This window comes from Celeribacter halophilus (genome assembly GCF_900114135.1).
Classification (GTDB): Bacteria; Pseudomonadota; Alphaproteobacteria; order Rhodobacterales; family Rhodobacteraceae; genus Celeribacter; species Celeribacter halophilus.
This window is the reverse complement of record NZ_FORY01000006.1, coordinates 130,253-143,698: the sequence shown is the minus strand read 5'-3', so window position 1 is coordinate 143,698 and position 13,446 is coordinate 130,253. Positions and strand designations below refer to the sequence as shown.

Sequence of the window (13,446 nt, the reverse complement as noted above, 5' to 3'; positions counted from 1 at the left end):
GCCAGTCTTGCCGTTACCTGAACACACTCTTTCGCATCGCGTTATGCGGTGCAAACGCGGTCTATGACCCCACGGCGAGCCATGCAGGTGGTGGACTTACCAATGCGGCGGGCGTTGGTCGGCCAGAGCGACGGTGCCTTCGGAATCGGATTGGCGGAGCGCCTCGGCCTCCATCAACATGCCCAGCCGACGTTCGACCAACTCCAACATGCGTTCCTGTTTGGCAACCACATCGGAGAGTTCCTCGACTGTTTTGGTGAGATAGGCGACCTGTTCTTCGAGCACGGTGACGCGGGTTTCGTTTGACATGTCTTTCTCCCTCTCAGTGGTGAACTGATCCACTGTCTAATATAGGCGGTTTTGCACGGGTTTTCACCCCTTGCGGGCCTGCCCCGTCTTGCCCCTGAGCCGCCTGTGCGATATGCCGCCCGCGACAGTGAGCAAAAGGACCAGCCATGGCCAAGCCCAAGAAAACCCCGCGCCCCAAGGCAGTGACGCCCAAGGGATTTCGTGATTATTTCGGCACAGAAGTGACCGAGCGCAAGCATATGCTCGATCAGATCGCTGAAGTCTATCATCATTACGGGTTCGAGGCGCTGGAAACCTCTGCGGTGGAAACCGTCGAGGCGCTTGGCAAGTTCCTGCCCGATGTGGACCGCCCGAACGAGGGTGTTTTTGCATGGCAGGAAGATGATTCCGATTGGGTCGCCCTGCGCTATGACATGACCGCGCCGCTGGCGCGTGTGGCGGCGCAATACCGTCAGGACCTGCCTTCACCCTACCGCCGCTTTGCGATGGGGCCGGTGTGGCGCAATGAGAAACCCGGTCCGGGACGTTTCCGCCAGTTCTACCAATGTGACGCCGACACTGTGGGTGCGCCTTCTGTGGCCGCCGATGCGGAGATTTGCGCGATGCTCTCGGATACGCTGGAGGCCGTTGGCATCAAGCGTGGCGATTACATCATCCGTGTGAACAACCGGAAGGTGCTCGACGGGGTGCTGGAGGCCGCTGGCCTGCCCGACACCGAAGAATTCGCCAATGTGCGCGGCATCGTTCTGCGCACCATCGACAAGCATGACAAATTCGGGGATGCGGGTGTGATGGCCTTGCTCACCGAAGGGCGCAAGGACGAGAGCGGCGACTTCACCAAAGGCGCAGGTCTGGAGACCGCGCAGGTCGAGTTGATCCTCGGCTTTGTGAACGGGCGTCAGGACAGCAACGCGGCGACATTGGATCGTCTGGCGGAACTGGTTGGAGAGGCCAAGACCGGCGTCGAGGGCGTAGACGAGCTGCGCCAGATTGCCACCCTGCTCGAAGGTCAGGGCTACGGTCCCGACCGCATCGTGATCGATCCCGCCGTGGTGCGCGGGCTTGGCTATTACACCGGCCCTGTCTACGAGGCGGAACTGACCTTCGAGATTACGGACGAGAAAGGCCGCGTGCGCGAGTTCGGCTCTGTCGCGGGTGGCGGGCGTTACGATGATCTGGTGAAGCGCTTCACCGGTCAGGCCGTGCCCGCAACCGGCATGTCGATCGGCGTTGACCGCCTTCTGGCCGCCTTGCGCGCCACGGGCCGGATCGGGTCCACGGCACAGGGTCCTGTCGTCGTGACCGTGATGGACCGCGACCGGATGGGTGATTATATGACGATGGTCACGGAACTGCGTCAGGCAGGCATCCGGGCCGAGGTCTATCTCGGCAATCCGAAGAACTTTGGCAACCAGCTCAAATACGCCGACAAACGGGAAAGCCCCGTGGCGATCATTCAGGGTGGTGACGAGGCGGAACGTGGTGTGGTGCAGATCAAGGATCTGATCCTCGGCACGAAACTGGCGGAGAATGCCTCCCTTGAGGAATGGAAAGACCGCCTCAACCAATACGAAGTGCCGCGCGATCAGATGGTCGCCAAGGTGCGTGAAATCATCGAAAGCTATTCCTGATGTCCCGCCCCGAAATCACGAAAGCCGCCGTCAAGGCCGAGGCCGCACGGCTCAAGGCTCTGTTCGAGGCGCAAGGTGCGCTGCCTGTCGAGATGGACATTCTCCTGCCTGCCGAGGTGCTTTTGGACCTCTACGGCGAGGACATCCGCGCACGGGCCTATGTGACCGATGATCCCGAACATGGCGAGATGATGCTACGGCCGGATTTCACCGTGCCGATGGTGCAACAACATATGAGCGACGGGGCCGAACCTGCGCGGTACACCTATGCGGGCGAGGTGTTTCGTAAACAGGAAGACATGCCCAGCCGCGCCAGCGAGTATTTTCAGGTCGGCTACGAGGTCTTCGACGGTTCCGATCCGGCTGCTGCCGATGCCGAAGTTTTCGCCAATTTCGCGGAGGCACTGGCGGAACATGACCTGCGTGCCGCGACGGGGGATATCGGTATCCTCAAAGCGGCTGTGGCGGGGCTGAACACCACTGAAACCCGCCGCGCCGCGCTCTTGCGCCACATCTGGCGGCCGCGCCGTTTCCGCGCCTTGATGACGCGGTTTTCCGCAGCGGGCACAGGCTTGCGCCAGCAAAACCTCGACCGCGTGCGTGCCAATCTGAAAGAGGGCGAGGCGCCCTTTATCGGGCTGCGCACACAGACGGAGATCGACATGCGGATCAAGGCGCTTGAAGAAGACGCCAGCGCACCGCCGATCCCCGCCAGCGAGATCGAATTGCTCGAAGACATCCTTTCGCTCAAGGAAACCCTGCCGCATGTGCTGTCGCAACTGCGCGATATTGCGGTCGATCTGCCAGCGATTTCCGATGCGGTGAACCTGTTGAGCCGCCGCACCGAGGCGCTGGGCAAACGCGGCGTTGATGTGGAGAACCTTGTGTTCGAAGCCTCCTATGGCCGCACCTCGATGGAATATTACGACGGGTTCGTCTTCGGGTTTTACGCCGAAGCCCGCCCCGACCTGCCGCCTGTGGCCACCGGCGGGCGCTATGATGCGCTCACCGCTGTTTTGGGGCAGGGGCGGTCAATTCCCGCCGTGGGCGGGGTGATCCGCCCGAATGTGCTCCTGAGCCTGAAAGGAGGCGCGTGATGGTCGTCAAACTGGGCGTGCCCTCCAAGGGCCGGTTGATGGACAAGACCTTTGAATGGTTTTCCGAGCGCGGCGTGACCCTGTCGCGTGCGGGGGCCGAACGGGAATATTCCGGCGTGGTCGACGGGATCGAGGGTGTGGAGCTTGTGATGCTCTCGGCCTCCGAAATCCCGCGCGAACTGGCCGCGGGCCGTATCCATATGGGCGTCACCGGATCGGATCTGGTGCGCGACAAGTTGGCTAGCTGGGAAAACAAAGTGTATGAACTGGCGCCGATGGGGTTTGGCCATGCCGACCTGATCATCGCCGTGCCGAAATGCTGGACCGATGTCGATACGCTCGACGATCTGGACGCCGCCGCCGCCGCCTTCCGTGCGCGCCACGGTTTCCGTCTGCGGATCGCGACGAAATACCACCACCTGATCCGCGAATATTTCAAAGCGCATGGTGTGGCCGATTACCAGCTTGTCGACAGTCAGGGCGCCACCGAAGGCACGGTGAAAAACCTGACCGCAGAGGCGATTGCCGACATCACCTCGACGGGCGAGACCCTGCGGGCCAACCACCTGAAAATCCTCAACTGTGATCCGGTGCACCGTTCTCAGGCCACGCTGTTCAAATCGCGCATGGCACACTGGACCGACGAGGACCGCGCCACGCTCGCAGAGCTGTGCCGGATGATGGGGCTGGACGACTGATCGCAACGCAGAGGGGCTGACCGTAGACGGTTGCCCCTTGAAGCACGCGGCGTTTCCTTTGTGCCGGAAATACTCAGATCACACCGATCTCGGCCAGTGTCTGCGCCAGTTCGGGGGGCAGTTCCGGCTCCTGCGCACGGCCTTGGGGCAGATCGGCAGGGGCGTCCTCCGGCTTGAGATAGCGCCAGCCCTGAAACGGGCGGCGTTGCGCGTTTTGCGTGCGGATGAGCGGGGCGGACAACAGGATGCGACAGCGCCGCACGCCGTCCTCGCCGATCACTTCTTCAAGCCCGACAATCTCCTGACGGGCCTGAATCACGCCCTTGATCACCCAGTAAAGCGAGCCGCCTTGCAGCAGCTTGTCTTCCTGTTTCGGCCACATGCGGGTGACATGGCCGCGAATGCCGCCGGGGGCGGCTTCGATATAGGCGTTCAGTTCCTCGAAAGAATCGATTCCAACGCAGAGTTTGACGAGATTGATGTGCTTGGCCATAGGCGCACTCTAAAGCGAATTTGGGGGAAGCTGAAACAGGTTTGCTGAAAAACGTCATCACAAGATCTGGATGCGCTCCGCCAACATGTAAACCAGCACTCAGCGTACAGGCCTGTCTTACCGTTCCGCGTCCCGTCGGACATAGGTGGCAAGCCCCTTGAGCCACTGGCGCAGAGGGGCAGGATCGAAGGCGTCCAGCCGATCAAGATCGTCACAGGCGGCAGAAAGCCTGTCGGACCACGCCTGTCGTTCGGACGCTGCATGTTCGGGCAGGGGCAGGGTTTCGGCAGCCATGAGCATTTGCTGCAATTCCCTGACATTCCGCATTTTGCGAAAGGCTTCCATCATCGGACCGGTCATTGCGGGGCGCTGTTGCCAGTTCTCGGTGAAAAGTGCCGTCACCCTTTGCCCGGCGCCGAGACAGTCAAACGCAACGCAGCCCTTGTAGCCCTTTTGCGCCAGATCGGCGTGAATGGAACAGGCGGTCCTCGCCAGCCGGTGACAGGGCACGCCTGCGGGCTTGTCATGGGCAAACATGTCGCCTGCGTCAAAGGCCAGCGCCAGACAGCATAGCGCGGCGCAATTCGAGCAATCTGGGGCAAACTCCGTGGTCATGGGGTCATTTGACGGCAAATGCGCGCCGGATCAATGCCAAAAACACGGGAGAGCCGGACATGAAAAAGGCGGCCCGCTTTATGCGCGCCGCCCTGTTTTCTTTGCCGGGAAAATATTCGGCTCAGAGAATTTCAACCAGTTCGATGGCAAAGGTCAGGTCTTCGCCAGCGAGGCGGTGATTGGCGTCGAGCGTCACTTCCTCTTCGGTGATTTCCACAACCGTGACGGGGATCACCTGACCTTGGGGGCTCTGCATCTGAAGCTGGAGGCCAACTTCGAGCGGGATCTCGGCAGGGATCTGTGCGCGCGGCACGGCTTGTTGGGCATCGGCGTGGCGCTGGCCATAGGCTTCGTCAGCCACGGCAACGATGGTTTTCTTTTCGCCAACGGTCATGCCCGGCAGGTGCTTGTCCATGCCCGGAATGATCTGGCCGGAGCCAACGGTGAATTCGAGCGGGTCGCGGCCTTCGGAGCTGTCAAAGACAGTGCCGTCGGACAGGGTGCCGGTGTAGTGAATACGAACTTTGTCGCCCGATTTAACTTCGGTCATAAAACGTCCTAACTTTTCGGGGTGAATTTCGGGGCTGCGCCTCTTGCGCAGGTGCCCGTTGCGATTGGCTATGAGGATAAGCTCTGATTCGGCATTTGCAACCCGAAGGCCGGAAAAAGCGCAGGAAAAGCGCCTGTGTTGCGCGGTTTCAGGAGGAATATCTGTCGGCCCCTGTCGCGGAAGGCGTCAGAACCACTGGCCCGGCTCCATCAGGCCAAGGTCGAGCAACTGCTGGCTGTGCCACTCGAACTCGACGGAATTGTGCCACATGAAGCTCTCGATATCATAGGTCGATCCGGCATTGCTTTTCAGGGCCTTTGCGGTGCGGAAGGACACGATGGAGGCGGTCAGGTTATGGTGCCACGGGCAGGCGTAGGTGTTGTATTCCTCGTCGTTGAACAGATGCTCCTCGCTGAGTTTCAGACCTTTTCTGGCCTTGAAAATCGCGATGCGGTCGATGCGGCGGCGGTGGGGCGGGATGTGTTCTTCGAACCGCCATCTCAGCCCGCCGAAAAAGTCGAGCTGGCGGTCTTTTTGCTGCCCGTCGGCATCCGCACGCCCCAGAGCGTAATAGCCCGAGCGGTCAAGATGCGCGTCTTCGAGCGAGACCGCGTCGGGATGGGCGTCGAGATCGCCGGCGTAGAGATCGACCACATAGGTGAGCATCGCGTCGCGGCGCTCTTCGGTGTGGAAGGTCAGCATATCCGTGATCGTGCGGGTCTCGCAGAAGGGGAAAAACAGGTATTCTCCGTTGTAGCAGTAATACAGCCAGATCCCCGGCGCGGCCTCGATGATCCGGTTCACGGCGGTGGACAGCATCTCCGGCGCGCGGGTCGCGTAGCGGATGCGGTGGATTTTCAACTCCAGCCCTTCGGGCAGGCGGACTTCGTCGGGGGCAAAGAGAAGCACCTGTTTGAAGCCCAGAGACAGGTGGTGGCGCAGGGTCGTGTCCACTTCCACAAGGTCTTCGGCAAAGACCAGTGCAACCGGCCCTTTCAGAAGCGCGTCCTTGCCGTCCGTGAGAAAAGTGTCGAGGCTGTCGTACCGCATGAATATCCCTTACCGGAGCACTGTCCCCGTTCGCGGTGAAAAATGCATGAAGGGCAGGGGATTGCAAGGCAAAGGGAAACAGTTTCGCAACAAGACCTCCTGACCCGTGATGCTTGCCCTGTTGGGCCAGTTGCGTTAGGAGGGCGCTTTAATTCCCCATGATATGTGGACCCAAGCGATGTCCGAGACCAAGATCGACACCAAGGCAGGCACCAAAAAGCTCTTTATCAAGACCTATGGTTGCCAGATGAATGTCTATGACAGCGAGCGCATGGCCGAAAGTCTCGGCGGGTCGGGCTATACAGAAGTGTCCTCGCCCGAAGAGGCGGACATGATCCTGCTGAACACCTGCCACATTCGCGAGAAGGCGGCGGAAAAGATCTATTCCGAGCTTGGGCGCTACAAGGATTTGAAACTGGCCAATCCCGATCTGAAGATCGGCGTGGCGGGCTGTGTGGCGCAGGCTGAAGGCGAAGAGATCATCCGGCGTCAGCCGATGGTCGATCTGGTTGTCGGCCCGCAAAGCTATCACAAACTGCCGCAGCTTGAGGCGAAGGCGGGCAAGGGCGTCAAGGCGCTCGACACCGATTTCCCCGAAGAGGACAAGTTCGAACATCTCAAGGCGCGGCCCAAGGCCAAACGCGCTCCGGCGGCGTTTCTGACGGTGCAGGAAGGCTGCGACAAGTTCTGCGCCTTCTGTGTTGTGCCCTATACGCGCGGGGCGGAAGTGTCCCGTCCGGCGGAACGTGTGCTTTCCGAAGCGCGCGATCTGGTGGAACGTGGCGTGCGCGAGATCACCCTTCTGGGGCAGAATGTGAACGCCTATCACGGGGCAGGCGAGGGCGGAACATGGGGTCTTGCGCGTCTCATCCGCGAGTTGGCCAAGGTTGACGGGCTGGAGCGCATCCGGTTCACCACCTCGCACCCGAACGATATGGAAGACGACCTGATCGCGGCACACGGGGATTGCGACAAGCTCATGCCCTATCTGCATCTTCCCGTGCAGTCCGGCTCCGATCGGATTCTCAAGGCGATGAACCGCAAGCATACGGCAGAAGAGTATATCCGCCTGATCGAGCGTATCCGCGCCGCACGGCCCGACATTGCCATGTCCGGCGATTTCATTGTCGGCTTTCCCGGCGAGACGGATCAGGATTTCGAGGACACGATGAGCCTCGTGCGCGAGGTCGGCTATGGCTCCGCATACTCGTTCAAATATTCGCCGCGTCCGGGTACGCCTGCGGCGGAGAAGGACGACAAGATGGTGGATGCCGATGTCGCCTCCGAACGTCTGCACCGTTTGCAAGAACTGATCACAGAGCAGCAACACGCTTTCCAGGATGCCATGGTCGGGCGCGAGGTGTCGGTCCTGTTTGAACGCAAGGGGCGGCTCGCCGGTCAGATGGTCGGAAAATCCGAATATCTTCATGCGGTTCACGTCACCGATGATGTGGCCGTGGGCGAGATTGCGCGGGTGAGAATCATCGAAAGCGGACCGAATTCTCTGGCGGGTGTTGTGCTGCGCTGACCTGTGAGGGTGACGTAGGGACAAAAACATTTGCGACTGTGCATCAATCAGGCAACAATTCTGACCAAAGTCAGATTTCGTTGAAAAGCACGACACAATATCTGGTGTTTTTCCTTCACAAAGCACTAATTTTCGCTATATTTTGGCCACAATCTTAGTGAGTAGGACGCAGGCAGCTTATGGCTGTGGGGACGATTATGGGCGGTCTGAAAATGTGTACATTTGGGGGGCGGAAAACGTGACCATCGAATTTCTCAAAACAGGCCGGAAAGGCCGGGCCGTATTTGCCTTGTTGGCAAGTGCCGGATTGGCTCTTGCGACCATGGGGGCCGCGCCGTTGCAGGCACAGACCCGTGTTCAGGGCGAAAACTACACGCCGACCATCTGGATTGATCCGGACGGGTGCGAGCATTGGGTGATGGATGATGGTGCCGAAGGGTATATGGACCTGAAGCTTGATCGTCAGGGTCGCCCGACCTGCCATCCGGTCAGAAGTTGCGCGGTGATGCCCTCTGACCAGCTTTTCGCTACGGATAAATATGCCATCTCTGCGGCCGGGCGCAAACGCCTGACGGAATTCTTCCGGAAAGCGGGCGCGACCGCCTATATCATCATCGGTCACACCGACAGCCGCGCCTCTGACGAATACAACATGCGTCTGAGCTACAACCGCGCCAATGCGGTGGCCAAGGTGGCCCGCAAGACCGGTGCCTATGTTGCGGATGTGCGCGGCTATGGCGAACGGATGCCGAAAGCCTCCAATGCCACAGCGGCCGGTATGCAGCAAAACCGCCGCGTCGAAATTCTGTGTATCAAGTGAGGAGAGAGACGATGAATGTAGTGAAAACCCTCGCCCTTCTCGCTGTTGCCGGAAGCCTGTCCGCCTGTGAAACAGGGTTCATGGAAGTCCCGAAAAAGGACAAGACCGTGGATCGCGGTTTCGACACGAAGCATCTTTCGAAACTTGAGGCCGGTATCTGGATCGACCCGCAAGGGTGTGATCACTGGATCATTGACGATGGCGTCGAAGGCTATCTGAGTGCGCGCGTCGACAAATACGGCAAACCGGTCTGTTCCGGTACTGCCGCACCGAATACAGCGGTTGGTCCCTATAAAAAGGGATCAGCGATTGCCGACCCGTCCACAGGAACGGCGTCTTAAGCGGCATTTACAACACTTAGCTTTTAACGGCCATCCCGCTGTGGGTGGCCGTTTTCGTTTGATTGTTTTTTAGGCGGTTTAATGATGGGGTGGCGGCGTTGTGCTGAGCGCGAGGCGAAGATTTAGTGTCTGTGCTTGCCAGAACCGCAATCCCTTGGCACCATAGGGTGAGGAACCACCACCAGAGTCGGACCAGAACCGGAGAAACTATTTGGGCCTGAGCGCGTTGACACCCCCGAAATCGCAGGACGCAGTCCACGAAACGCTTCTTGAATTTCATGACAACAGGTTGCTCATCGACCTGTGTGGTGAATTCGATAGAAACCTCGCCCAGATAGAGCACAAGCTCGACGTCCAGATCGTCCGACGCGGCAATATGTTGTCTGTCATGGGAACAGGAAGCACACGCGGGCGTGCCGCTTCGGTGTTGCAGGATCTTTATTCCAAGCTCGAAGCCGGACGCGAGATCGAACCGGGCGATATTGATGGCATGATCCGGATGGGGGAGACCCCTGCCGAAAAGGGCTTGCCGGGCGACCAGATGGAAATGTTCCGTGGCGGGGATGTGGAGATCAAGACCCGCAAGAAGCTCATCGAGCCGCGCACCGAGGCGCAAAAGGCCTATGTGCAGAACCTGTTCAAGAACGAGATGGCCTTTGGCATCGGGCCTGCGGGCACGGGGAAGACCTATCTGGCCGTGGCGGTCGGCGTGAACATGCTCATCAACGGCCATGTCGACAAGATCATCCTGTCGCGCCCTGCTGTGGAAGCGGGCGAGCGACTGGGCTTTCTGCCCGGCACGCAGGACGAGAAGGTCGATCCCTATATGCAGCCGCTTTATGACGCGCTGAACGATTTCATTCCGGCCAAACAACTGGCCAAGATGAAAGAAGAAAAGACCATCGAGATCGCACCGCTGGCCTTTATGCGCGGTCGCACCCTCAGCCGCGCTTTTGTGGTTTTGGACGAGGCGCAGAACTCCACCACCATGCAGATGAAGATGTTCCTGACCCGTTTGGGCGAAGGTTCGCGCATGGTCATCACCGGCGACCGCTCACAGGTCGATCTGCCGCGCGGGGTGCCTTCGGGCCTGCGCGACGCCGAACGCATCCTCGCAGGTGTGCCGAATATTGCCTTTAACTACTTCACCTCGAAAGATGTGGTGCGACATCCGCTTGTCGCCGCGATCATCGAGGCCTATGAGTCCGACGAAGCGCAGTAACCGCTCCGGAGGGCTTATGGCCATAGATGTGATCATTGAAGACCCGCGCTGGGAAGACGCGGGGCTGGAGTCGCTGGTGGCGCGGGCTGCGGATGCGTTTTGTGCTCGCGTGGGCCTTGAGGCCGATCTCTGCGAAGGCTCTGTTCTGGCCTGCAATGATGCGCGGATCAAAGTGCTCAACGCGGATTTTCGCGAGAAAGACAAAGCCACCAATGTGTTGTCGTGGCCCGCAGATGAACGCGCCACACCGGAGGAGCGCCCGCCCTTGCCCGCGCCGTCATTCGACGGGATGATCGAACTGGGCGATATCGCGATTTCTTACGACACCTGCGCGCGCGAGGCCGAGGCCGCAGACAAGCCGATGGCCGACCATGTCACCCATTTAATCATTCATGGTTTATTACATTTGTTGGGTTATGATCACATTTCCGACCGCGATGCCGAAATTATGGAGGCTACAGAGGTCGAAATACTTGCAACCTTGGGTCTAGAGGACCCATATTAACCGAACGGCCGCGTTTTGGCCGTGTGATTTTGGAAAGGACGCATGGGCGATACAGAGCCTGGGTCTTCTATGGCAGCGCAGAGCGCGCCAGCGGACCCCATAAGTAGAACGCAGAGCCACTCGAATCGGGCCGGAAAATTTTCCAATGGTTGGTTCGACCGTCTCAGGTCTGCGTTTTCCTCCAAACCCGACAAGACACCGACAATCGCCGACACACCGGCTCCCGCCGCGCAGGTTCCGCCTGCGCAGCGTCCCGGCATGGTCAACCTGCGCCGTATGCGTGTGGATGATGTCGCTGTGCCGAAAGCTGATATTGTGGCGGTGCCTTGCGATATCAAAATGGATGATCTGGTGAAGGTCTTCCGTGAAAGCGGCATGACCCGCCTTCCGGTCTATAACGGCACTTTGGACACGCCCGTGGGGCTTGTGCATTTGAAAGATGTCGCGCTGGGATACGGGTTCAATGGCAAGGGGGCCAAGCAGTTCGATCTCAACGCAATGCTGCGCCCGCTGATCTATGCGCCGCCCTCCATGCCCATCGGTATCCTGTTGCAGAAGATGCAGTCGGACCGGATGCATATGGCGCTGGTGATTGATGAATACGGTGGTGTGGACGGTCTGGTGACGCTCGAAGATCTGGTCGAACAGGTCATCGGTGAAATCGAAGACGAACACGATGTCGACGAGGATGTGTTCTGGACGCAATCCGCGCCGGGCGTGTTCATTGCCCAAGCCAAGGCGCCGCTCGAAGAGTTCGAGGCCGCCATCGGATTGCGGCTGGCCGACGAGGATGACGAGGAAGAAATCGACACGCTCGGCGGGCTGGTCTTTTTGCTTTCGGGTCGTGTGCCCGCGCGTGGCGAGGTGATCCCGCACCCCTCCGGCACCGAGTTCGAGGTGATCGACGCCGACCCGCGCCGGATCAAACGGTTGCGCGTGCGTCTGCCTTCTGCTGTCAAACCGAAACTTGATGCCTGATCTCATGACGCGCCGCTGGTCCCGTCTTGCGCGTCATGCGACACGTCCCCGTCTCACGGCTTTTGCGGCGGGGCTGTGTATCGCAGCAGGGCAGGCGCCCTTGGGCCTTTGGCCTGTGGCGCTTCTGGGCCTTGCTCTGGCGGCGCGTGTCTGGATCGGGGCGCAAGCTGCGCGTCAGGCGGCGTTTCTGGGCTGGCTCATCGGTTTTGCGCATTTCCTCTTTGCCCTCAACTGGATCGTGAATCCCTTTCTGGTCGAGCCGTGGCGACATGGCTGGATGATCCCTTTCGCCCTGTTTCTCATGGCAGGAGGGCTGGCGCTGTTCTGGGCTTTGGCTTTCTGTATGGCAAAAATACTCAAATCCGGTCTGTCGGGACTGGCCGCGCTTTGGGGGCTAGCAGAGCTTGCGCGCGGTCATGTATTCACGGGTTTTCCTTGGGCCATGCCGGGCTATGTCTGGATCGATACGCCGGTGGCACAGCTTGCCGCGCTGATCGGGCCCTATGGTCTTACCATGCTGGGCTTTGCCTTCGCAGCGCTTCTGGCCTTCGCGGCGCAGCGCCGGTCCGTTCGGCTGGCGGGGGTGTCCCTTGTCCTGTTCGGTCTTGTCTGGGCCGGTGGTGCCTATCGCGAGGCGCAGCCTCTCCCCGAAAAGACAGGGCACAACATCCGCGTGGTGCAACCCAATGCGCCGCAGCATCTCAAATGGGATCCGGATTATATCCCCGTGTTCTACAACCGTGCGCTTGAGTTGACCAAGGGTGTGGGCGAGGCACCGGCCGATCTGGTGGTCTGGCCGGAAACGTCGGTCGCCGCGCCGCTTTATGCCGCGGGGCCCTACCTCGAAGAGATTGCACAGATCGCCGCGCCCGCCCGCGCCATTGTCGGGCTGAACCGCGTTGACGGGATGCAGGGCTATAACAGTGCCGTTTTGCTGGATGAAACGGGGCAGGTTGTGGAGACCTATGACAAGCACCACCTCGTGCCCTTCGGAGAATACATGCCCTTGCCCGGCCTTCTGGAGCGGATCGGCCTGCGGGCCTTCACCGCCAAGAACGGCTACGGCTATTCCGCAGGTCGTGGACAGCATCTTTTCGACACGGGGGGCTTGGGGCACGCTTTGCCGCTGATTTGCTACGAGGCGATTTTCCCGCGTGACTTGCGCACGCAAGAGCGGCCCGACTGGCTTTTGCAAATGACCAATGATGCATGGTTCGGCGGGTTTTCCGGCCCGCAGCAGTCGCTCGTGCAGGCGCGGTTCCGTGCGATCGAGACGGGGGTTCCGATGGTGCGTGCCGCCAATACGGGGGTCTCGGCGCTTGTCGATGCGCGCGGGGGCGTGATCGCGCAGATCCCGCTGGGCCGCTCCGGTGCTTTCACAGAGGCGCTGCCCTCTGCCTTGCCCGAAACGCCCTATGCGCGGCTCGGGGAACTGCCTGTTTGGGTCATGTTAACCCTGCTTGTGATAGGAGGTTGGGGGACAGCGCGACTGACCCGTGACAGAAAAACAGATTGACCCTCCCCCGTGAGGGTCTATATCGCAGACTAATCAACGGCCCGCACAACGGCTTCCTGACGTGTGGGCGACATAACCCAATGGAGCACGACC

Annotated in this window: 15 protein-coding genes and 1 riboswitch; of the genes, 10 read left to right on the top strand and 5 right to left on the bottom strand. The window is 60.0% G+C overall.

Translation table 11 applies throughout. From position 1 onward, the window contains the following. Window positions 1-96: 96 nt before the first annotated feature. Window positions 97-309, bottom strand: a complete 213-nt coding sequence (locus BM152_RS08145; RefSeq protein ID WP_066606921.1) for a SlyX family protein — start codon at window positions 307-309, stop codon at window positions 97-99. A gap of 146 nt (window positions 310-455) precedes the next feature. On the opposite strand from BM152_RS08145, the gene hisS reads away from it, so the two are divergent. Genes hisS through hisG form a run of 3 tightly spaced genes read left to right on the top strand, consistent with a single transcriptional unit; the run spans window position 456 to window position 3,735 of the window. Next, complete coding sequence (gene hisS / locus BM152_RS08140) at window positions 456-1,940, top strand: histidine--tRNA ligase (RefSeq protein ID WP_066606924.1); 1,485 nt, start codon at window positions 456-458, stop codon at window positions 1,938-1,940. Then, complete coding sequence (locus BM152_RS08135) at window positions 1,940-3,037, top strand: ATP phosphoribosyltransferase regulatory subunit (RefSeq protein WP_066606927.1); 1,098 nt, start codon at window positions 1,940-1,942, stop codon at window positions 3,035-3,037. The genes hisS and BM152_RS08135 overlap by 1 nt, the downstream gene beginning before the upstream one ends. Next, on the top strand, window positions 3,037-3,735 hold the full coding sequence (gene hisG / locus BM152_RS08130) for an ATP phosphoribosyltransferase (RefSeq protein WP_066606930.1): 699 nt from the start codon (window positions 3,037-3,039) through the stop codon (window positions 3,733-3,735). The genes BM152_RS08135 and hisG overlap by 1 nt, the downstream gene beginning before the upstream one ends. 73 nt (window positions 3,736-3,808) lie before the next feature. Here the strand turns inward: hisG and BM152_RS08125 are convergent, their stop codons facing one another. The 4 genes from BM152_RS08125 to BM152_RS08110 all read right to left on the bottom strand — a co-directional run bounded on the left by BM152_RS08125 (window position 3,809) and on the right by BM152_RS08110 (window position 6,443). Next, window positions 3,809-4,228 (bottom strand): DUF1489 family protein, encoded by a 420-nt coding sequence (locus tag BM152_RS08125; RefSeq protein ID WP_066606932.1) that lies wholly within the window; start codon window positions 4,226-4,228, stop codon window positions 3,809-3,811. Between the two features lie 117 nt (window positions 4,229-4,345). Further along, complete coding sequence (locus BM152_RS08120; RefSeq protein ID WP_066606939.1) at window positions 4,346-4,843, bottom strand: hypothetical protein; 498 nt, start codon at window positions 4,841-4,843, stop codon at window positions 4,346-4,348. Between the two features lie 121 nt (window positions 4,844-4,964). Beyond that, window positions 4,965-5,393 carry an FKBP-type peptidyl-prolyl cis-trans isomerase gene (locus BM152_RS08115; protein WP_066606941.1) on the bottom strand — a complete coding sequence of 143 codons (429 nt, stop codon included), beginning with the start codon at window positions 5,391-5,393 and terminating at the stop codon, window positions 4,965-4,967. 186 nt (window positions 5,394-5,579) lie between these two features. Continuing rightward, window positions 5,580-6,443 carry a hypothetical protein gene (locus BM152_RS08110; RefSeq protein WP_066606942.1) on the bottom strand — a complete coding sequence of 288 codons (864 nt, stop codon included), beginning with the start codon at window positions 6,441-6,443 and terminating at the stop codon, window positions 5,580-5,582. A gap of 178 nt (window positions 6,444-6,621) precedes the next feature. Here BM152_RS08110 and miaB point away from each other — a divergent pair, with 178 nt between their 5' ends. From miaB to lnt, 7 genes are all read left to right on the top strand, one after another. Beyond that, on the top strand, window positions 6,622-7,971 hold the full coding sequence (gene miaB, locus BM152_RS08105) for a tRNA (N6-isopentenyl adenosine(37)-C2)-methylthiotransferase MiaB (RefSeq protein ID WP_066607051.1): 1,350 nt from the start codon (window positions 6,622-6,624) through the stop codon (window positions 7,969-7,971). A gap of 322 nt (window positions 7,972-8,293) precedes the next feature. Further along, window positions 8,294-8,791: an OmpA family protein gene (locus tag BM152_RS08100; RefSeq protein WP_082715433.1), complete on the top strand. Its 498-nt coding sequence runs from the start codon at window positions 8,294-8,296 to the stop codon at window positions 8,789-8,791. Between the two features lie 11 nt (window positions 8,792-8,802). Then, window positions 8,803-9,132 (top strand): hypothetical protein, encoded by a 330-nt coding sequence (locus tag BM152_RS08095; RefSeq protein ID WP_074914104.1) that lies wholly within the window; start codon window positions 8,803-8,805, stop codon window positions 9,130-9,132. A 211-nt stretch (window positions 9,133-9,343) separates the two neighbouring features. Continuing rightward, a complete protein-coding gene (locus BM152_RS08090) occupies window positions 9,344-10,354 on the top strand; it encodes a PhoH family protein (RefSeq protein ID WP_066606946.1) in 1,011 nt (336 codons plus the stop codon). 16 nt (window positions 10,355-10,370) lie between these two features. Beyond that, window positions 10,371-10,859, top strand: a complete 489-nt coding sequence (gene ybeY / locus BM152_RS08085; RefSeq protein ID WP_066606948.1) for an rRNA maturation RNase YbeY — start codon at window positions 10,371-10,373, stop codon at window positions 10,857-10,859. 42 nt (window positions 10,860-10,901) lie between these two features. Continuing rightward, window positions 10,902-11,837, top strand: coding sequence for a transporter associated domain-containing protein (locus BM152_RS08080; protein WP_066606953.1), 936 nt, complete (start codon window positions 10,902-10,904; stop codon window positions 11,835-11,837). Continuing rightward, a complete protein-coding gene (gene lnt / locus BM152_RS08075) occupies window positions 11,830-13,353 on the top strand; it encodes an apolipoprotein N-acyltransferase (RefSeq protein ID WP_231730566.1) in 1,524 nt (507 codons plus the stop codon). The genes BM152_RS08080 and lnt overlap by 8 nt, the downstream gene beginning before the upstream one ends. Before the next feature lie 37 nt (window positions 13,354-13,390). After that, a riboswitch (SAM-SAH riboswitch) is annotated at window positions 13,391-13,441 on the top strand. Window positions 13,442-13,446 lie beyond the last annotated feature (5 nt).